The following is a 21666-nucleotide window of genomic DNA, read 5'->3' on the forward strand; positions in this document are numbered from 1 at the left end:
GGTTTTTATGCTGAATTTAAAATAGTTTTTAATAAAATTAATACTTAAAAATATTTTATTAAGGTAGAAAATTGCAAAATTTTATTGAACAAATTCAAAAATGTGAAAATTTAAACGATTTAGAAGCTCTTAGGGTTTCTATTCTTGGAAAAAAAGGTATTTTAACACAAAACTTTACAAAACTTAAAGAACTAGAAGGTGAGGCAAAAAAAGAATTTGCTGCTCATTTAAACACTCAAAAAGAAGCTTTTAATCAAGCTTATTTATTAAAATTTAAAAATTTAGAAAATCTTGCTTTAGAAAAAGAAATGAAACAAGATATACAAGATTTTAATTATTTTGATGAGAATCTTACAAGTGGTGGTTTACATCCTGTTATGAGTACTATGGATAAAATCATAGAGTATTTTGTTAATTTAAATTTTAGCGTAGAAAAAGGTCCTTTAATAGAAGATGATTTTCATAATTTTGAAGCATTAAATTTACCTAAATCGCATCCTGCAAGAGATATGCAAGATACTTTTTATTTTGATGATAAAAGATTATTAAGAACGCAAACTTCTCCTGTGCAAATTCGTACCATGCTTGCACAAAAACCACCTATTAGAATGATAGCTCCTGGTGCAGTATTTAGAAGGGATTTTGATATCACTCATACTCCTATGTTTCATCAAGTTGAAGGACTTGTAGTAGAAGAAGGACAAAAAATCAGCTTTGCTAATTTAAAAAATATTTTAGAAGATTTTTTATACCATATGTTTGAAGATGTAAAAATTCGTTTTCGTCCTAGTTTTTTTCCTTTTACAGAACCTTCTGCTGAAGTTGATATTTCTTGTATATTTTGCAAAGCAAAAGGTTGTAGAGTTTGTAAGCAAACAGGTTGGCTTGAAGTTTTAGGATGTGGAATTGTAGATCCTAATGTATATAATTTTGTAGGATATGAAAATGTAAGTGGTTATGCTTTTGGGCTTGGAGTAGAACGCTTTGCTATGCTCTTACATCAAATTCCTGATTTAAGGTCTTTATTTGAAGGTGATTTAAGATTATTGGAGCAATTTAGATGATAGTTACTAAAAGTTGGTTAAATGATTGGTTAGAACTTGAAAATATAAGTTTAGAAAAAATAGCAAAAACGCTTAATTGTATAGGTATAGAAGTTAATAAAATTAAAGTTTTAAAAGCACCTGATAAAATAGTAGTAGGTTATGTTAAAGAAAAAATTTCCCATGAAAATTCTGACAAATTAAGCATTTGTCAAGTTGACATAGGTGGTGAAACTTTGCAAATTGTTTGTGGTGCTGCAAATGTTGATGCTGGACAGTTTGTAGCAGTTGCAAGCAAAGGTGCTATTATGCCAAATAATATGCAAATACAAGAAGTAACATTACGCGGGGTTAGTTCTTGCGGTATGCTATGTTCTAGTACAGAATTAGGTTTTAGTAAAATCAATAATGGTATTATGGTTTTAGATGAAAGTATAGGAAAATTAGAACTTGGAAGAGCTTTAAACACTTATGAAATTTTTAATGATGGATTAATAGAAGTAGAATTAACACCTAATAGAGGAGATTGTTTAAGCATTTATGGAATTGCTCGTGATTTGGCTACAGCTTTAAATTTAAATTTAAAAGAACCAAAAGCTTTTAAAGAAAGTGAAAATGTTTTGGGCATAGGTAGAATTTTACGTTTAGCAGCAGATAAAGAACTTAATGGACTTTATAATTATCGTGCTGTAGAACTTAAAGAAGCTATTCAAACAAATTTATTACTCAGTTTAAGACTTGCCCAAATTGAAAATTTAAGTAACAATGCCATAGAAAATTTACTCAATTACGCAACGCATTCAACCGGAGTGCTTTTTAATGCTTATGATTTAAGTTCATTTTCTAGCGAAGGTGAAGAATTTACTATAGTTTTAAACAAAGAAGCTCATGGAGAAACAAAAGTATCTTGCAAAGATAAGCTTTTAAGCTTTAGCGGAATCTTTCAAAATGATGCAAGTAAATGTAAAAATGATTCTAAAATAGTTATCATAGAAGCTAATTATACTGATCCATTAGTGATTGCAGAAGCTAAAATGCATCATAAAAATCAAGATGAAAAAACACTTTATAGAAGTTTTAGAGGAAGTGAACCTAGATTGAGTTTAGGTATGGATTTTTTATTAAGTATTTTTGAACATATTCCAAATTTTATTATCTATAGTTCTTCTCAACAAATTGTAACTAATAAACAAGCTCCTATTATATCTTTAAATGTTGAAGGTATTAGCGATATAATAGGACAAAACATTGATAAGGATGAAATTTTAAAAATCTTAAAAAAATTAGGTTTTGAATTGATACTTTCAGGCGACGGACTTGTTAATGTTAAAGCACCTTTGCATCGTCCTGATATAAAAAATTTATCTGATATATCTGAGGAAGTTATAAGGATTATAGGTATTGATAATATTTCTTCTAAGGGTTTAAAATTCATAGAAAAAAATCGTTTTAATACAACCTATAAAAATTATATAGATTATGTCAATTTAAGAAAAAAAGCCGTAGCTAATGGTTATTTTGAAAGTTTACACTATATTTTAGATAATGAAGAAGAGCTTAAAAATTTAGGATTTGATCTTGTTAAAATGAAACTTGTAAATCCCATAACAGCTGAACTTAATACCTTAAGAACAACGCTTTTAAATCATTTATTAAACGCAGCTAGTTTAAATGCAAAAAATTCTAAAAAACTTATTAAATTATTTGAACTTGGAACTGTCTTTAATAGTAATAATCAAGAATTAAATCATATAGCATTTATCCATTCAGGTTTAAAAGAAGAAGCTAAAATTTCTAATAAAGCAAAACCTCCGATGGTACAATTTTATGATTTTCTTTTAGATATTAAAAATATTATAGGTGATTTTAAATTAAAAGCTTCAAAATATGATATTTTAAGTCCCTATGAGCAAGCAGATATTTATATTGCCAATCTTAAAATAGGTTTTATAGGTCGTTTGCATTTAAAAATAGAAAATGCAAGAAATTTACCAAAAACTTATATTTGCGAACTTAATTTAGATCTTATTAAACCAGATTTTAAAATTGCTAAACCTTATTCTAAATTCCCGGCTATTACTAGAGATCTTAGTATTTTAATACCTAAAAATTTTGAATACAATCAAATTAAAAATTGTATTCAAAATTTAAATTTAGAAATACTTGAAAATTTTCGTTTAGTAGATATTTATAATGATGAAAATCTTAAAGAATTTTATAGCATAACTATCAATTTTACCTTTAGAGATTTAAATACAACTCTTGATGATAATCAAGTTGCAAAATGTATAGATAAAATTATACAAAGTCTTAAAGAATTAGGTCTTAATTTAAGATGAAAATTTATCAAATAAAAACTCCTATTAATGCTGAACTTCAAAATATAGCAGCAGATAAAAGCATATCGCATCGTTTTGGTATTTTTTCCTTGTTAACACAAGGGCAAAATCAAGCTAAAAATTATCTTTTAGCTGAAGATACTTTAAATACACTTCAAATCATAAAAAATCTTGGCGCTAAGGTTGAATGTCAAGGAACTTGTGTAAATATTACTCCACCTTGTGAAATTGCATCTCCAAATTGTGTTTTAGATTGCGGTAATTCAGGAACTGCTATGCGTTTAATGATGGGATTTTTAGCAGGAGTTTCAGGCTTTTTTGTTTTAAGTGGAGATAAGTACTTAAATAAACGTCCTATGCAAAGGATAAGTAAACCTCTTATAGAAATAGGAGCTAAAATTTATGGACGCGATGGGGCAAATTTAGCTCCACTTTGTATAGAAGGACAAAACCTAAAATCTTTTAATTATACTAGCAAAATTGCATCTGCTCAAATTAAAACTGCTATGATACTAGCTGCTTTTAAATCAGATAATACATGCACCTTTCATGAAAATTTTCTTAGTAGAAATCATAGTGAAAATATGCTAAAAGCTATGAAAGCACCTATAAAAATTACCAATAATGGTTTAAATCTTGAAATAAGTCCTTTAAAAAATCCTTTAAAAGCTCAAAATATTGTCATTCCTAACGACCCTTCATCTGCTTTTTATTTTGCCTTAGCAGCTATTATTGTACCTCATTCAAAAATTATATTAAAAAATATCTTACTCAATCCTACTCGTATACAAGCTTATAAAATTTTACAAAAAATGGGTGCTAAATTGACTATAAATATTACTCAAAATAATTTTGAAACTATAGGAGAAATTATAGCTGAATCTAGCACTTTGCACGCCATAACAATTGAAAAAAATATAGCTTGGCTTATAGATGAAGCTCCAGCCTTAGCTATAGCTTTTGCCTTAGCTAAAGGCACATCCGCACTTAAAAATGCTCAAGAACTTCGGGTTAAAGAAAGTGATAGAATTAAAGTTATGGTCGAAAATTTAAAACTTTGTGGTATAAATGCTAAAGAACTTGAAGATGGTTTTGAAATAATAGGTGGTGAAGTTAAAGCAGCAAAGATTAAAAGCTATGGAGATCACCGTATTGCTATGAGTTTTGCTATTTTGGGTTTGCTTTGTGGGATGGAAATTGATGAGAGTGAGTGTATAAAAACTTCCTTTCCTAATTTTATAGAAATTTTATTAAATTTAGGAGTTAAAATTGATCATTGAATTGGCAAAAAATTATGGTTTTTGTTTTGGAGTTAAAAGAGCTATTAAAAAAGCTGAACAAATTAAAGATGCAGCCACTATAGGTTCGCTTATCCATAATAATCAAGAAATTTCTCGCTTACAAAAGAATTTTAATGTTAAAACCTTAGAAAGCATACAAGCTTTAAGTGATGAAAAAAAAGCCATTATAAGAACTCATGGCATTACTAAACAAGATTTAGAAGCATTGAAAAAAAAAGATATAGAAATTTTTGATGCTACTTGTCCTTTTGTAACAAAGCCTCAACAAATTTGTGAACAAATGAGTAAAGAAGGTTATGAAGTAGTTATTTTTGGAGATGAAAACCATCCTGAGGTTAAAGGAGTTAAAAGTTATGTTAATACCAAAGCTTATGTTGTTTTAGATAAAAAAGAACTTGAAAACATCAAACTTCCTTCTAAAATAGCTATAGTAAGTCAAACGACCAAAAAACCTGAACATTTCATGGAAATAGTTAATTTTTTAATACTTAAAGTTAAAGAAGTAAGAGTTTTTAACACTATTTGCGATGCAACCTTTAAAAATCAAGATGCTATAAAAGAACTTTCTTTAAAAAGTGATGTAATGATTGTTGTAGGGGGTAAAAATTCGGCTAATACTAAGCAACTTTTTTTAATTGCAAAAACAAATTGCAAAGATAGTTATTTAATAGAAACAGAAGATGAATTGCAGCCACAATGGTTTTTAAATAAAAAACATTGTGGTATTAGCGCAGGCGCTAGCACCCCTGATTGGATCATACAAAAGGTGATAATGCGTATTAAAAGTTTTCAAACAGTATCATAAAACATGCTTCTTTAAAATAAAAAGCTAAAAATTTAAAAAATTAACACTAATTAAAGAAAAATAAGGTAAAATAATTAAATTTGTAAAATTATTTTAAAGGACCATGATGAGAGAGGTGAACACAAAAGTTCAAAGCAATATAGATGATTATCTTGAAGATCAAGATTTTGGACAACTTTTAGAAGCTTTCGACAAATCAAGAGAAGAGTCTACAACAGAAGGTGTAATTGTAGAAATTAAAAATGATGAAGTTTATATAGATATAGGTAAAAAATCTGAAGGTATTTTAGCCCTTGATGAAATACAAGATGGCAAGGGTGATTTATTATTTAAAACAGGAGATAAGATAAAAGTTGCCATTATAGGTTCTCGTGGTGGTAGATCTTTACTTTCTCATAAAAAAGCCTTAAGAAAAGAAAAAGCTATAGAATTTATTAATACTTACGAGCATAATCAAGAAGATATTTTTAATGTAAAAGTAGTAAGTAAAAATAAAGGCGGATTAATAGTAGTTGATGAAAATGATGTAGAATTTTTCTTACCAAAATCCCAATATGGCTTTAAAGAATCAAATAATATTATAGGCAAAACTTTTAAAGTTAAAATCATTAAAATAGATCAAAAAGAACAAAGTATTATTGTTTCTCGTAAAAAAATCTTGGATGATGAAAGAAAAAAACGCAAAGAATTGATTAATAATATAGCTCAAAAAGAAGATCTAATCGAAGGTATTGTAAAAAAAATTACTACCTATGGTATGTTTGTAGATGTCGGTGGTATTGATGGACTTGTACATTATAGTGAAATTTCTTATAAAGGACCTGTAAATCCTGGAATTTTATACAAAGAAGGGGATAAGGTTTTTGTTAAGGTTATAAAATACGATAAAGAACGTAAACATTTATCGCTATCTATAAAAGCAGCTTTACCTGATCCATGGAATGAAATTAAAGATACTCTTGAAGTAGGAGATACTATCAAAGTTATTGTTTCAAATATAGAACCTTATGGAGCTTTTGTTGATTTGGGTAATGATATAGAAGGATTTTTACATATTAGTGAAATTTCTTGGGATAAAAATATTAAAAATCCAAAAGATTATATCAACAAAGGGCAAGAAATTGATGTAGAAGTGATTGAAATTGATCCAAATCAAAGACGCTTAAGAGTATCTTTAAGAAATTTACTTTCTAAACCTTTTGATGAATTTATAAAAACTCATAAAATAGGAGATATTGTAAAAGGAAAAATTACCTCTATAACCTCTTTTGGTGCTTTTGTAAAACTTGGCAACATAGAAGGTTTGTTACATAATGAAGATGCTTCTTGGGATAGAAATGATAAATGCAAAGACAAATTTTCTTCAGGAGAAGAAATTAAAGTAAAAATCATTAAAATAGATCAAGAAAATCAAAAAATATCTTTAAGTACAAAAGAGCTAAGTATTTCTCCAGTACAAGAATATGCTAAAACTCATAAAATAGGGGATATTGTAAAAGGCAATATTCGTGATATTAAAGATTTTGGTGTATTTGTAGAATTAAGTAAAAATGTTGATGCTTTAATTCATAAAGAAGATATCAGTGCTAATACTTTTGAAAATTTAAAAATTAATGATAGTATTGAAGCAGCTATTATCTTTATAGATGAAAAGAAAAATAGAATTCGCCTAAGTGTTAAAAATCTGGTAAAAATAAAAGAAAGAGAAGTTTTAAACGAAATCAATAATGACGATAAAGTAACTTTAGGTGATATCATTAAAGATCAATTGATTTAATGAAAAAATATGTTATTATAAGTATTTTGAGTACATTGTTACTCATTTTACTTACTATTGTTTTTCTTTTACTTTGGAAATTTAAAGTTAATGCAAATTTTACTCCTAAATTTGCTAAAGATATCAATACTCAACAAAATGCCCCGAATAAAAACACCAATCAAAATCTTTCTTGGCAAGAAGAACTGGCTAAATGGCCTGTAAGAGATTTTACTCCAGCAGCAGAAAAATTTACTCTTTATTTTAATGCTGATACAAGTGAACTTAAAGAAAAAAGCAAATATTATCAACTTGTAATTGGAAAATACGATATTTATTCTATGTTTTGTTTAAGACAAACTTTAAATTCTTTCCATGTAAAATATTTTTTATTAAATTCAGGAAGTAGTCCAGAAATCTTTTTAGATACGGGTAATGAAAAACTTATAAATGATATTATACAAGAATTAAAAAAATATAAAATAAATACACAAATAAAGGAAATTTGGCTATGAAAAAAAAGATTATAGTTTGTGATGCCATTTTAGATAAAGGTATAGAAATTTTAAGAAATGCGGAAGATATAGAACTTATAGAAGCTGCTAAGGTTTCAAAAAATGATCTTATGAAAATGCTTGATGATGTTGAAGTTGCTATTACTAGAAGTTCCACTGATGTTGATGTTAACTTTTTAAATCATGCAAAAAAATTAAAAGCTCTTGTACGCGCTGGAGTAGGTGTAGATAATGTTGACATTGCAGAATGCTCTAAACGTGGAGTTATTGTGATGAATGTCCCTACTGCAAATACTATAGCAGCTGTAGAACTTACCATGGCTCATCTTTTAAGTTCAGCAAGAAGTTTTGTAAACGCTCATAATTTTTTAAAAATTGAAAGAAAATGGGAAAGAGAAAAATGGTATGGCATAGAATTAATGAATAAAACCCTAGGTATTATAGGATTTGGAAATATAGGTTCAAGAGTAGCTATCCGTGCTAAAGCTTTTGGTATGAAGATTTTAGCTTATGATCCTTATATCCCTTCTTCTAAAATCACAGATTTAGATATGGAACAAGCAAAAACTTTAGATGAAATTTTAGTAAAAAGTGATTTTATTACTATCCATACTCCAAAAACTCAAGAAACCAACGGTATGATAGGATCAAAAGAAATTGCTAAAATGAAAGACAATATAAGATTAATTAATTGTGCTCGTGGAGGTTTATATGTAGAACAAGCTTTGTGCGAAGGGCTAAAAAGCGGTAAAATAGCATGGCTTGGTATAGATGTTTTTGAAAAAGAACCTGCAATAAACCATCCTTTATTAGACTTTGAAAATGTCTCACTTACTTCTCATCTTGGAGCTAATACCCTAGAAAGTCAAGATAATATAGCAAGACAAGCTTGCGAACAAGCTCTTAATGCTGCACGTGGAGTAGCTTATCCTAATGCTTTAAATTTACCGATTAAAACTGAAGATTTACCACCTTTTGTTGCACCTTATATAGAACTTGTTTCTAAAATGGCTTTTTTAGCTGCTCAAATTGATAAAAATCCTATTAAAAGTATTAAATTAGAATCTGAGGGTATTATTAGCGAATATATTAATTCTATGCTCACATTTGCAACTGTTGGAGCATTAGGTCGTATTCTAGGAGAAGGAATTAATTATGTTAATGCAGAATTTGTAGCTAAAGAAAAAGGTGTGGATTTATCTTGCGAAATTCTTCCTAATAGTGGTTATAATAATAAAATCAATGTTAAAATTATCACAGAAAATTCAAATATCAGTGTTTCAGGAACAGTGTTTAATGATAATGATCAACGTATAGTAAGTTTAAATGGTTTTAAAACTGATTTTAAGCCAAAAGGCAAAATGATCATTTTTAAAAATAAAGATATACCAGGTGTGATTGCCAAAATCAGTTCTGTATTGGCAGCTAAAAGCATTAATATAGCTGATTTTAGACTTGGCAGAGATGGATTTGGATATGCTTTAGCTGTGGTTTTATTAGATGAGAAAATTCAAGAAGCGATATTAGAAGAATTAAGAAAAATAGAAGCATGTGTCTTTGTGCAATATGTCGAAATTTAAAATTTTACTCATAGAAGATGATATAGATTTAAACGATCTGCTTGTTTTAAAACTTAAAAATAATGGATATGAGGTTATATCTTTATTAGATTTTAAAGGGGTTGAAGATTTGCTTGATGAAAATCAAATTGATCTTTTAATTATCGATAGGAATTTACCAAGCGGGGATTCTTTAAATAAAATTCAAAATTTAAGAAAGCAAGGTTATCAAGAAGCTATTATTTTTCTTACTGCTAAAACCTTGCATCAAGATTTACTTGAGGGTTTTGAAGGCGGTTGTGATGATTATATTTACAAACCTTTTGATTTTAATGAGCTTTTGCTACGTATTAAGGCTATTTTAAAACGCTATAAAAAAGAAAGAGAAAAACTTGTTTTTAATGAATTTGTTTTAGATTTAATCAATTATGATCTTTTTTACAAAGATGAAAAATTAGAAATTTCAAATCTTGATTATGAATTATTAAAATGCTTTTTTCAAAACCCAAATATCTTGCTTACAAGACAATTTTTAAGTGAAAATGTATGGAAAGATGATACTACAAGTGATAAAACGATTAATATTGCTCTAACAAGATTAAGAAATAAATTTCCAAAATTAAAAAATCATATTATCAGTGTTAGGGGTATTGGTTATAAATTATGTTAAAAACTAAGAATGTTTTTATAATTTTTTTTATTTTATTAACTTTAATTTTTACTTCTGCTTTTTATATTTTTACTGATTCTTATCTTGATTTTTTACTTTTAAAACAATACGAACAAAAAATCAAAAGTCTTGATGATGTTTTAAAATTTTCTCTTTTACCACATTTAAATAACACCAATATTGAAAAATTTGCCAAAGATACTAGGGCTGATTTTATTATTTTTAAAAAAGATACTAACATAAGTTCTGTAAAAAATCCTGATTTATTTTTAAAACTTAAAGAAGAAAAAATTTTAAATTTTAATTCACAAAAAATTCTTATTAAAAGTTTCATTTATAAAGATTATAAATACATTATCATAGTTTATCCTCGCTTTGGCAATTTAGAATTGTTTTTATTAAGTATAGCCATGAATTTTGGAATATGTATTTTATTTATATGTATTTTAATGGTTTTACTGGGTAAAAAAATAACAACAAGCTTTAATAAAATTTTAGATTTTTTAGATTCTATAAATAGTCATAAAATTGTTAAATTAGAAAAAGGAATATTTAAAGAATTTGGCTTACTTAATGATAAGCTATTAAAAACTAAAGAAAAAATTTTAAAAAATACCCAAAAAAATAAAAAGCAAGACGATAAAATCGCATTAAAAAATATCCAACTTGCTAGTATGATTTCAGCAATTTCACATGAACTTAAAAATCCACTAAGTGTTATAGATCTTAGTTTAGAAATGCTTAAAGATCCTAATTTAAAAGATGAAACATTAAAGATTGAATTATTGGAAAAAATTTCGCGTCAAAGTGTAAAATTAAACACCTTAACCCATAAACTTAACCTTGTTTTTAATCTTAATAGTGAAGCCTTACAAATGCAAGAATTTGATCTTTTTTCTTTATGTGAAAAAATTATTAAAAATCCAGGTTTTGAAAGAGTAATATTGCAAGGAGAAAGTACAAAAGTTCAAGCTGATGAGTTTTTAATCGAACAAGTGATTATAAATTTACTTTCTAATGCTTTAAAATATAGCCAAAAAGAAGTTATTTTAATAGCAAAAAATCAAAAAATCACGGTACAAGATTTTGGAAAAGGTATACAAAAAGATAAATTAAAATTTATCACTAAAAAATTTTATAAAATTGATGTAAAAAGTGATACTTCCTTTGGTTTAGGCTTATTTTTAGTGAAAAAAATTTTAAGTATACACAAAAGTTATCTTGAAATTTCAAGTACTTTAGGTTATGGTTCTAGCTTTAGTTTTAAACTCAATCAAGGATAAAAATGGCACTTGTAGATTTAATAGATGTTTCAAAAAGATTTGGAGAAAAAATAGTTTTAAATGAAGTTAATTTTAGTGCTCATGAAGGAGAAAAAATTGCCGTTATAGGAAAAAATGGTGAAGGCAAATCTACTTTTTTAAAAATACTTTTAGGCACACTTAACCCAGATAGCGGTAGAGTGATAAAGCAAAATGGAAAAAGTATAGCTATGTTTTCTCAAAAAGTTGATTTTAACGCAAATTTAAGTGTCAAACAAGCTATAAAACAAGAACTTGAAGAAATTTATAATGCTCTAAAAGCATATGATCTTTTACATAAAAAATTAGAAACAAGCCCTCAAAATAAAGATTATCTTAAGCAAATGGATGAACTCATGGGCTTAATTGATGCTAAAGATGCTTGGAATATAGAATCTAAAATCACACGCGTATTAAAAGAATTTAATCTTCTTGAATATGAAAATCGTATTTTATCAACTTTAAGTGGAGGCGAGATACGTCGTATAGGACTTTGTATATTATTGCTTAAAAACCCTGATATTTTATTATTAGACGAACCAACAAATCATTTAGATGTTTACATGACAAATTTTTTAGAAGAATTGTTACAAAAATCTAAAATGTGTGTTATTTTTATCTCTCATGATAGGTATTTTATTGATGCTTTAGCCCAAAAATGCGTAGAAATTGATCAGGGAAAATTAAGTGTTTTCAATGGTGCTTATACGCAATATCTAGAGAAAAAAACACATATTTTAACAAGTCTTACTAAAAGTCATGAGGTTTTATTAAAACAATTAAAAAGTGAAGAAGAATGGCTTAGACGTGGTGTTAAAGCAAGACTTAAAAGGAATGAAGGGCGCAAAGAACGTATTTTTAAAATGCGTGAAGAAGCTAAGAAAAATCCAGCCCTAATTAAGCGCTTAAAACTTGAACTTTCAAGATCAAGTTTAAATTTCAATGGAGAAAAAGTAGGCAATCGTAAAAAAATGCTTTTTGAATTAAAAAATATCACTAAAAGCATGGGAGAGAAAAATCTTTTTAATAATTTTTCAACACGTATTTTACAAGGAGAACGTATTGCTATTGTAGGAAAAAATGGTTGTGGAAAGTCAACATTTTTAAAAATTCTTTTAGGAGAAATCAAGCAAGATAGTGGAGATATAAAGCGTGGAGAAATAAAAATAGGGTATTTAGATCAAGCTAGAAATTTGATCAATGCTGATAAAACCTTACTTGAAATTTTTTGTCCCAATGGAGGGGATAGGGTTGAAGTTCGTGGTAAAAATATGCATGTTTATGGGTATTTAAAAAATTTTTTATTTCCTAAGGAATTTTTAGATAAAAGTATTGCTTTACTTAGCGGAGGTGAAAAAAACCGTATAGCTTTAGCTTTGCTTTTTACCAAAGAATACGATGTTTTAATCTTAGATGAACCAACTAATGATCTTGATATAAATACTATTAATGTATTAGAAGAATATTTACTTGATTTTAAAGGGGCTATTTTATTAGTATCACATGATAGGTATTTTGTTGATAAAATAGCAACAAAACTGTATGCTTTTGAAGAAAAAGCATATATTAATATCTTGCACACTCTTTATACAGAGTATCTTGAAAAGGAAAAAGAAATACAAGAATTAGATCATTTTATTTTAGATTTTCAACAACAAGAAGAACAAAACCATAAAAAAGAAAAAAAATCTAAAAAATTAAGCTATAAAGAAAATGAAATTTTAAAAAATCATCCTGAAAAAATAGACTTTTTAGAGCAAAAAATAAAACAATTAAATCACAATCTATCCGATCCTAAATTATATCAAGAATTAGGCATTAATAAGCTTTATGAAGAACTTGAAAAAACTCAAAAAGAGCTTGAAATTTTAGAAAATGAATATTTTTTAACATTAGAAAAAAGTGAGAATTTGTAAAAAATCATGGTGCCCGAGGTCGGACTCGAACCGACACAAGGTTGCCCTTACCAGATTTTGAGTCTGGCGCGTCTACCGGTTTCACCACTCGGGCAAAATTTTTAAGATTTGATTATACTTTGTTTTAAATTAAAAAATACTTTAAATATAAAAAGTATTTTTTATCGGACGATATAAATAAAGGCAAATTTGGAACAATTTTTGCTTTATTTATTATAGATTTAACTTTAATATTTTTTTAGAGGATTAGCATGAGAATTACTAATAAACTTACTTTTACAAGCGGTGTAAGCAGTTCCATGGATGCTCAAAATGCTTTATATAAAATATCTCAACAACTTGCTTCTGGTTTAAAAATACAAAACTCATATGAAGATGCAAGTATTTACATAGATCACACACGTCTTGAATATGAAATTAAAACATTAGAGCAGGTAAAAGAAGCAACTAGTAGAGCAAAAGAAATGACTGAAAATAGTATGAAAGCTTTACAAGATATGGTAAAATTACTAGAAGACTTTAAAGTTAAAGTCACTCAAGCTGCAAGCGATAGCAATTCTCAAACTTCTAGAGAAGCTATAGCAAAAGAATTGCAGCGTATTAAAGATGCTATACTCCAACTTGCCAATACTAGTGTTAATGGTCAATACCTTTTTTCAGGATCCCAACTTCAAAACAAACCTTTTGATTCTAAGGGAAATTATTATGGGGATAAAAACACCATTAATGTAGTCACAGGTGCTGGAACCCAAAGCCCTTATAATATACCTGGATGGGACTTATTTTTTAAAGCTGATGGAGATTATAAAAAACAAATCACTACTAATGTAAGCTTACAAGATAATCGCTATAAAGATAAGGTAGAATACCTCAATGGGGATTCTCAATGGAAACAATTAATCGGACAAAATTATGTTAAAGATGGAAACTTAGATCCTTATAAAGATTTTGAAGATAAGGATCAAAAGCTTGATTTTTTATCTTCAACCTTATATGTTCAAGGAACTAGACCTGATGGAACAAGTTTTAAAAGTGCGGTTTTAATCAAACCTGATGATAAAATAGAAGATATATTAAAACAAATTGGAACTCTTTATGGCAATACCGCTGATAATAAAGTTGTTGAAGTAAGCATTAATAATAGTGGTCAAATTCAAATTACTGATTTAAAACAAGGCAATAATAAACTTGATTTTCATGCTGTAGCCTTTACCCCTCAACTTGAAAATTCTGGTGCACTTAAAGAACTTAATCAATTTATTAAAGATAATAATTTAAATAGGGATGATATAACCAATTCGGTTATGACAGAAGCTTTAAAAGCTAGCAATGGAGATATTAGCAATTTAAAATCTCCTGTAAAAATAACTTTAACTGCTAAAGATGGAACTAAAAAAGAATTTAGCTTTGATCTTAGTCAAACAGATTTTATCCATAGCAAAATGACAGATACTCAAGGAAATCCAAGCAATGGCGCAGATTATGATAATGTGTATTTTGAAAAAAATGGCAATACTGTTTATGGTAATGTTTCTCAAGTTATAAAATCTAATAATGCTTATGCTACAGATTCAACAAAACTTAGTGAAGTTATGGCTCAAGATAGCCTAAATGGTACAGTTTTAAATTTAAAAGTAAAATCTAAAGGCGGAAATTCTTATGATGTAAGCATAGATTTACAAAATTCAACTGTAAGTTTTAAAGATCCCAAAGATCCAAATAAAACTATTGAATTTCCTATTATGCATACTGATCCTGCAAGTGGAAATAGTGGGGTTGTTACTGGATCAAATGATATTACCTATGGACAAATTAATGCCATAATAGGAATGTTTGCTTCAGATAAGGTTCCAAATCAAAGCATTAATGCTACAAATGGAAAAATCAGTGCTAATGATTATGAAAATTTAAGACAACTCATGAAAGATTCAAAAGCTAGCGTTGATGTTAGCATGGATTATAAAGGTAGAATCAGTGTTAGTGATAAACTTTCAGCAAGCACTAATATAGAAATCGCCCTTAGTGATTCTCAAAGTGGACATTTCCCATCACCCCCATTTTCAACAACAGCATCCATAGAAAATGGTCCAAATTTTAGTTTTAGTGCAAATAATGCTTTAGTCATTGATGAGCCTAATGTGGATATTATTAAAGATCTTGATGCTATGATTGAAGCCGTTTTAAATGGAAATATGAGAGCTGATTCTACAAGTAAAAACCCAAGAAATACCGGTATGCAAGGAGCTTTAGAAAGACTTGATCATTTAGCTGATCATATTAATAAACTTAATACCGCAATGGGTGCTTATCACAATGCCATAGAAGATGTAAATACGCGTTCAACCTTTTTAAGTGTTAATGTTCAAAGCATTAAATCAAGTATTAGTGATATTGATTATGGAGAAGCTATGATGAATTTAATGCAAACACAGCTTGCATATCAAGCCACACTCAAGGCTAGTGCTACTATATCTCAGCTTAGCTTATTAAATTATCTATAAAATTTTATGGTATAATTGCTTTTTGATTTTATTTTTTAAGGAAAAAATATTAAAAAAGAAGCCATTTTTACCATTTCTACCTTTTTTATTTTTTATCTTTGTCTTTGTATGCTAGCACCTAGCATGGGAGAATGGGTTTATAAGGCTAATTTATTTTTATTTGGGGAATTAGGGTATTATTATCCTTTTTGCTTACTTATCTTAAATTACTTATATTATAAAAAAAATTACAAGATAGAAAATTTTAAGCGTAGAGAACTTTTTGGTTTTTATTTGGCCTGTTTTTCAATTTTACTTTTATTTTCTGTTTTTTATAAAGATTTTGGATATATTTTAAAAATCATTTATAAAATTTTTTATGCTATTTTAGGACATACAGGAAGTGGAATTTTTGCACTTTTAGTTTTATTATTTTCTTTAATTTTATTATTTCCTAACTTTGTAAAAGAAACTTTAAAAATAGAATTAGACTTTACCCCATTATTAAAAATGGAACAAGCTTTTAAATCTTTATTAATGCGAGTTTTTGGAGGAGAAAATGAAAAAGAAGATGGATTAAGACCTAAAACTTCAACATCTAATACCTTAAAAAATAGCACTCAAAACTTTGAAAATACAACAAATGAAGAAGTTAAAAACGAACTTGATCATTTAGAACAATTAATTAAAGATGTCAATATTAATGCAAGCTGCAATTCAATTAATACCGCTAAAGAAAATTTTGCAAAACTCAAAAATCAAATTTTAGACGAATTTGTAGAAATAGATAAACACAGTTTACAAGAATCAAAAAGTTTTCTTTATGAACATTCTGAGCAAGTATATAATTTTGCACAAAAAGCTAGTAGAACAAGTATTAATCTTGATGAAGATTTTAATTTTATTTCAGAAGAAGAGGTAGATATGATTCCTAAACGTTTTTTAAAACCAAAAAAAGCTGAAGATATAGATAAAATAGACCTAAATAAAGATTTAGATCTTCCAAGTTATAAACGTAAGAATATTGAAATTTCAATACCTAAGCAAGAATTAAAAACAAAAATTTTTACCAAAGAACTTGAACTTAGAGAAAATTTATTACAAAAAAATAAACTAGAAGAAGAATACAAGACTTATCAAAATGAAATTTTAGAAAATAAAGTTAAGCAAGAAATTAAAGAATTAGAAGAATATGATGCAAATGAAATCATACAAGGCAATAAATATCATTTAAACCAAAATGTAGAAGAACCCGATCTTTTAAAGTCAGAAACCACAAAACAAGCTTTAAATCAAAATAATGAAATAAAAGAAGAGACAAAACAAGACAGTGTTTTTGCTTTCACACCTGTTGTTGAAGAATTAAATCATCCTTATGTTAAACCTGTTGATATTAAAAATATCAATGAAATAATAAATAATACACAAGATAATGAAAATACACAAGTAAATTCTCAAAATTTTCAAAGTCAAAAGGCGGTTTTAAGTAAAGAAATTGCTATTAATCAAGCTTTATTAAGTGAAATAGAACAAGGTGAAATAGAAAAACCTAAAGATTTTATTTTACCTTCTCTTGATTTTCTTGCTGACCCAAAAGAACATGCCCAAGAGATAAATGAGGGTGAAATTGATAAAAAAATTTATAATCTTCTTGAAAAATTACGTCGTTTTAAAATAGGTGGAGATGTTATAAGTACTTATGTTGGACCTGTAGTAACTACCTTTGAATTCCGTCCAAGCGCAGATGTAAAAGTAAGCCGTATTTTAAATTTGCAAGATGATTTAACCATGGCTTTAATGGCAAAATCTATACGCATTCAAGCACCTATTCCTGGAAAAGATGTTGTAGGTATAGAAGTTCCAAATGATGAAATTCAAACTATTTATTTAAAAGAAATTTTACAAAGCAAGGTTTTTAAAAATGCTAAAAGTCCTTTAACCATAGCTTTAGGTAAAGATATAGTAGGTAATGCTTTTATTACAGATTTAAAAAAACTTCCTCATTTATTAATAGCAGGAACCACAGGAAGTGGAAAAAGCGTAGGAATTAATTCTATGCTATTAAGTCTTTTATATCGCAATTCACCAAAAACTTTACGTTTAATGATGATAGATCCTAAGATGCTTGAATTTAGTATTTATAATGATATCCCTCATCTTTTAACCCCAGTCATTACAGATCCTAAAAAAGCTATTAACGCACTTTCAAATATGGTAGCAGAGATGGAAAGACGTTACCGTTTAATGGCTGATGCTAAAACCAAAAATATAGAAAATTATAATGAAAAAATGAAAGAAACAAAAGGTGAAGAATTGCCTTTTATTGTCGTTATTATTGATGAACTTGCTGATTTAATGATGAGTGCTGGAAAAGATGTGGAATTTTACATAGCAAGACTTGCTCAAATGGCAAGAGCGAGTGGGATTCATTTAATTGTTGCAACCCAGCGTCCATCTGTTGATGTAGTAACAGGGCTTATCAAAGCTAATTTACCAAGTAGAATTTCTTATAAAGTAGGGCAAAAAATTGATTCTAAAGTTATATTAGATGCCATGGGTGCTGAAAATTTACTTGGAAGAGGAGATTGTTTGTTTACTCCTCCTGGAACTAGTTCTATTGTACGTTTACATGCACCTTTTGCCAGTGAATTTGAAATAGAAAAAATAGTAGATTTTTTAAAAGAACAACAAAGTGTAGAATATGACGAAAGTTTTTTAACAGAACAACAAAACACAAAAACATTCTCTAATGAAAACTATGATGATGAAGTAGATGAACTTTATGAAGAAGCTAAACGCGTTATTTTAGAAGATAAAAAAACAAGTATTTCTTATTTACAACGCCGTTTAAAAATAGGTTATAACAGATCTGCAAATATTATAGAACAACTTACACAAAATGGGGTTTTAAGTGAACCAGATTCAAAAGGACAAAGAGAAATTTTATAATTTTAAAAGCCTAAAACTAGGCTTTTAATTATTTATCTCTAAGATTTAATTCAGCAATTAATTTACTATAAGAACTATAATCTTTTCTCTTAAGATAAGATAAAAGTCTTTTTCTTTGACCTACAAGTTTTAAAAGTCCTAATCTTGAAGAAAAATCTTTTTTATAAATCTTTAAATGTTCTGTAAGATCTATAATTCTAGCGGTTAAAAGCGCTATTTGAACTTCTGTTGATCCAGTATCACCTGGTTTTTTAGCAAATTTTGCAACTATTTGTGCTTTTTTGGCCGAATCTAAAGCCATGAAAGACCTCCTGATTGGTAAATTTATTTAAAAATTCTAATTATATTTTAAAAAAGCAAAAAATAAGCTGAATTTATTTTTTAAAATATTTTGTTTAAATTTAAGTCTTTTTCTAAGAATTTTTTATTATAATTTATAAATTTTGTGACTTAAAATAAGGAGAATCTGTGCTATTTACCAAAGCTAGCGAATACGCTTTATTGTCTTTAATTTATATTTCTCAAAAGAAAACACCTCAAGATGTAGATTCTTTAGCTTTAGAACTAGATATCCCTAAAAGCTTTTTAGCTAAAATTTTGCAAACTCTAGCTAAAGATAATTTATTAAAATCTTTTAAAGGTGCAAAAGGAGGCTTTGTTTTAATCAAAGAACCTAATCAATACACCATTAAAGAAATCGTTAATAGCGCTGAAAAAAAAGATATTAGTGTATTTGAATGCAGTAGTGGAGTTTGCCCCAACCACAAAGAAAAAGACTGTACCTTAATGCCTATGTTAATCAATTTGCAAAATAAAGTTGATGAATTTTTAGATTCTATTACTTTAGAAGATATTATGAAAAAATAATGGCAAAAAATAAAATAGCCCATTTGGTTTTTCCTTTTTTAGGACCTTTAATCGCTCCTATTTTAAAAGCTAAAAGCCTTACTATAGTTGCTTTTTTAGTATGTATTTTAGCTATTATTATAGTTCCTTTACCAGGCGCTATTTTAGACTTTTTTTTAGCATTAAGCATAGCTTTGTCAGTATTAATTATTTTAATTTCTATTTATATACCCAAACCTACAGATTTAACAACTTTTCCAACGCTTATTTTAATTATCACTCTATTTAGACTTTCTTTAAATATAGCTACAACAAGAATGATTTTAAGTGAAGGTCAAAATGGACCTCAAGTAGTTAGCGAAATCATTGCAGCATTTGGTGAATTTGTTGTTGGTGGAAATATGGTTATTGGGATCATTGTTTTTTGTATTTTAGTACTTATTAATTTCATGGTTGTAACCAAAGGTAGTACAAGAGTTTCTGAGGTACAAGCAAGATTTACACTTGATGCAATGCCTGGAAAACAAATGGCTATTGATGCAGATTTAAATGCAGGATTGATTGATGAACAAGCTGCAAGAGCAAGACGTCAAGAAGTTATAGCTGAAGCTAATTTTTATGGAGCAATGGATGGTTCTAGTAAATTTATTAAAGGAGATGCGGTTGCTGGTATTATTATTACTATTATAAACATGATAGGAGGGTTTTTAATAGGTTCTTTTCAACATGATATGACCTTAAGCAATGCAGCATCTACTTATACTATTTTAACTATAGGAGATGGTTTAGTATCGCAAATTCCTGGGCTTATTACTTCAACTGCTACAGCCATTATTATCACCCGTGCAAGCAAAGATGAAGAAAATTTTGCTGAGGGGACTTTAACCCAACTTTTAAGCGAATATCGTACTTTATTGATAGTAGGTTTTGTACTTTTTGTTTTTGCTTTAGTTCCTGGTTTACCTACCTTATCTTTAGGTTTTATGGCTTTAGTATTTTTAGGATTAGGTTATTTAACTAAGCAGGTTAAAGAAGGTAAAATTGATGTTAATACGCATAAAAAACAAAAACCAAGTGCTGCAGCTGCAACTCAAGAAGGGATAGCTAAAGCTCCTGCTAAAAAAAGCGAAGAAGAAATACTTAAAGAAGAAGAACTTAAGATTAATGATATACTTAAAGTAGAAATTCTTGAACTTGAGTTAGGGTATGGCTTAATAAAGCTTGCAGAAAATGAACTCACAGAAAGAATTCGTTCTATGAGAAGAAGTATTGCTGAAAGTTTAGGCTTTTTAATGCCAAAAATTCGTATTAGAGATAATCTTAGACTTAAACCTAATGAATACAGCTTTAAATTAAAAGGGGTATCTATAGCAAGTGCTGAAATTTATCCTGATAAATACTTAGCTATGGATAGTGGCTTTATTACCGAAGAAATAGAAGGAATTGCCACTAAAGAACCAGCTTTTAACTCAGATGCACTTTGGATAGATACAAACTTAAAAGATGAGGCAACTTTAAATGGCTATATTGTTATAGATCCTGCAAGCGTAATTTCAACTCATATGAGTGAACTTGTTAAAGCTCATGCAAGTGAACTGCTTACACGTCAAGAAGTGCAAAATCTTTTAGACAAAGTTAAAAACGATTACCCAATTATCGTAGAAGGAGCTTTAAATGTTGCGCCTGTAAGCCTCATCCAAAAAATTCTTAAAGACTTGCTTAAATATCATATTCCTATTAAAGATATGCTTACTATTTTAGAATCTATAAGTGATATTGCAGAAGTAAGTAAAAGTTTTGATATGATTATAGAACACGTAAGAGCATCTTTAGCTAGAATGATTACTAATATGTATTTAGATGATAAAGGTAATTTAGATATTTTTATATTAGATTCTGCAAGTTCAGCTATATTAATGGAAAATGTACAATTTAAAGATGGTACCTATCATCTTCCTTTAAGTGTAGCCCAAACAGGAACTTTAGTAGATACTTTAAGATCTGAAGTTGCTGCAGTAGCTAATGGACGCATTAAGCCTTTTATACTTTGTGTTGAACCCCAACTAAGAAAATTTATTGCCGATCTTTGTTATAATTTTAGCATTAATATAGTTGTATTAAGTTTTGCAGAAATTGCAGAAAATACAAATTTTAATACTGAAGGTATTATTAAAATAGATCTTTAA

At 27.9% G+C, this 21666-nt stretch carries 14 protein-coding genes, 1 tRNA gene and 1 pseudogene; 14 read left to right on the top strand and 2 right to left on the bottom strand.

The genetic code is table 11. From position 1 onward, the window contains the following. The first annotated feature begins 71 nt into the window (after positions 1-71). The 10 genes from pheS to A2J15_RS02440 all read left to right on the top strand — a co-directional run bounded on the left by pheS (position 72) and on the right by A2J15_RS02440 (position 13205). Complete coding sequence (pheS, locus tag A2J15_RS02395; protein WP_066778356.1) at positions 72-1064, top strand: phenylalanine--tRNA ligase subunit alpha; 993 nt, start codon at positions 72-74, stop codon at positions 1062-1064. Then, positions 1061-3382: a phenylalanine--tRNA ligase subunit beta gene (gene pheT / locus A2J15_RS02400; protein WP_066778352.1), complete on the top strand. Its 2322-nt coding sequence runs from the start codon at positions 1061-1063 to the stop codon at positions 3380-3382. Before pheS ends, pheT begins: the two co-directional genes overlap by 4 nt. Further along, entirely contained in the window at positions 3379-4662 is a 1284-nt protein-coding gene (gene aroA / locus A2J15_RS02405; RefSeq protein WP_066778350.1) for a 3-phosphoshikimate 1-carboxyvinyltransferase, read from the top strand. Before pheT ends, aroA begins: the two co-directional genes overlap by 4 nt. Beyond that, complete coding sequence (locus A2J15_RS02410; protein ID WP_066778346.1) at positions 4652-5488, top strand: 4-hydroxy-3-methylbut-2-enyl diphosphate reductase; 837 nt, start codon at positions 4652-4654, stop codon at positions 5486-5488. Before aroA ends, A2J15_RS02410 begins: the two co-directional genes overlap by 11 nt. 106 nt (positions 5489-5594) lie before the next feature. Beyond that, entirely contained in the window at positions 5595-7265 is a 1671-nt protein-coding gene (locus A2J15_RS02415) for a 30S ribosomal protein S1 (RefSeq protein WP_066778344.1), read from the top strand. Next, entirely contained in the window at positions 7265-7759 is a 495-nt protein-coding gene (locus tag A2J15_RS02420; RefSeq protein ID WP_066778342.1) for a hypothetical protein, read from the top strand. Before A2J15_RS02415 ends, A2J15_RS02420 begins: the two co-directional genes overlap by 1 nt. Beyond that, entirely contained in the window at positions 7756-9339 is a 1584-nt protein-coding gene (gene serA, locus A2J15_RS02425) for a phosphoglycerate dehydrogenase (protein ID WP_066778340.1), read from the top strand. The genes A2J15_RS02420 and serA overlap by 4 nt, the downstream gene beginning before the upstream one ends. Beyond that, positions 9326-9988, top strand: coding sequence for a response regulator transcription factor (locus A2J15_RS02430; RefSeq protein WP_066778338.1), 663 nt, complete (start codon positions 9326-9328; stop codon positions 9986-9988). The genes serA and A2J15_RS02430 overlap by 14 nt, the downstream gene beginning before the upstream one ends. Further along, positions 9982-11271, top strand: coding sequence for a sensor histidine kinase (locus tag A2J15_RS02435; RefSeq protein WP_066778337.1), 1290 nt, complete (start codon positions 9982-9984; stop codon positions 11269-11271). Before A2J15_RS02430 ends, A2J15_RS02435 begins: the two co-directional genes overlap by 7 nt. Before the next feature lie 2 nt (positions 11272-11273). Next, positions 11274-13205, top strand: a complete 1932-nt coding sequence (locus tag A2J15_RS02440) for an ABC-F family ATP-binding cassette domain-containing protein (RefSeq protein WP_066778333.1) — start codon at positions 11274-11276, stop codon at positions 13203-13205. Between the two features lie 7 nt (positions 13206-13212). On the opposite strand, the gene A2J15_RS02445 is transcribed toward A2J15_RS02440, so the two are convergent. Then, positions 13213-13299 (bottom strand) — tRNA-Leu (locus A2J15_RS02445). A gap of 157 nt (positions 13300-13456) precedes the next feature. Here A2J15_RS02445 and flgL point away from each other — a divergent pair. Both flgL and A2J15_RS02455 read left to right on the top strand, forming a co-directional pair. Next, a complete protein-coding gene (gene flgL, locus A2J15_RS02450) occupies positions 13457-15706 on the top strand; it encodes a flagellar hook-associated protein FlgL (RefSeq protein WP_066778330.1) in 2250 nt (749 codons plus the stop codon). Between the two features lie 108 nt (positions 15707-15814). Next, positions 15815-18634, top strand: a complete 2820-nt coding sequence (locus tag A2J15_RS02455; RefSeq protein ID WP_066778329.1) for a DNA translocase FtsK — start codon at positions 15815-15817, stop codon at positions 18632-18634. A 28-nt stretch (positions 18635-18662) separates the two neighbouring features. On the opposite strand, the gene rpsO is transcribed toward A2J15_RS02455, so the two are convergent. Further along, positions 18663-18935 carry a 30S ribosomal protein S15 gene (gene rpsO / locus A2J15_RS02460; RefSeq protein ID WP_066778328.1) on the bottom strand — a complete coding sequence of 91 codons (273 nt, stop codon included), beginning with the start codon at positions 18933-18935 and terminating at the stop codon, positions 18663-18665. A 167-nt stretch (positions 18936-19102) separates the two neighbouring features. On the opposite strand from rpsO, the pseudogene A2J15_RS02465 reads away from it, so the two are divergent. Together A2J15_RS02465 and flhA are read left to right on the top strand one after the other, a co-directional pair. Continuing rightward, positions 19103-19514 (top strand): annotated as a pseudogene (locus tag A2J15_RS02465) (Rrf2 family transcriptional regulator). Continuing rightward, entirely contained in the window at positions 19501-21666 is a 2166-nt protein-coding gene (gene flhA / locus A2J15_RS02470) for a flagellar biosynthesis protein FlhA (protein ID WP_066778326.1), read from the top strand. The pseudogene A2J15_RS02465 and the gene flhA overlap by 14 nt, the downstream one beginning before the upstream one ends.

Origin of the sequence: Campylobacter hepaticus (genome assembly GCF_001687475.2) — a bacterium.
GTDB lineage: Bacteria > Campylobacterota > Campylobacteria > Campylobacterales > Campylobacteraceae > Campylobacter_D > Campylobacter_D hepaticus.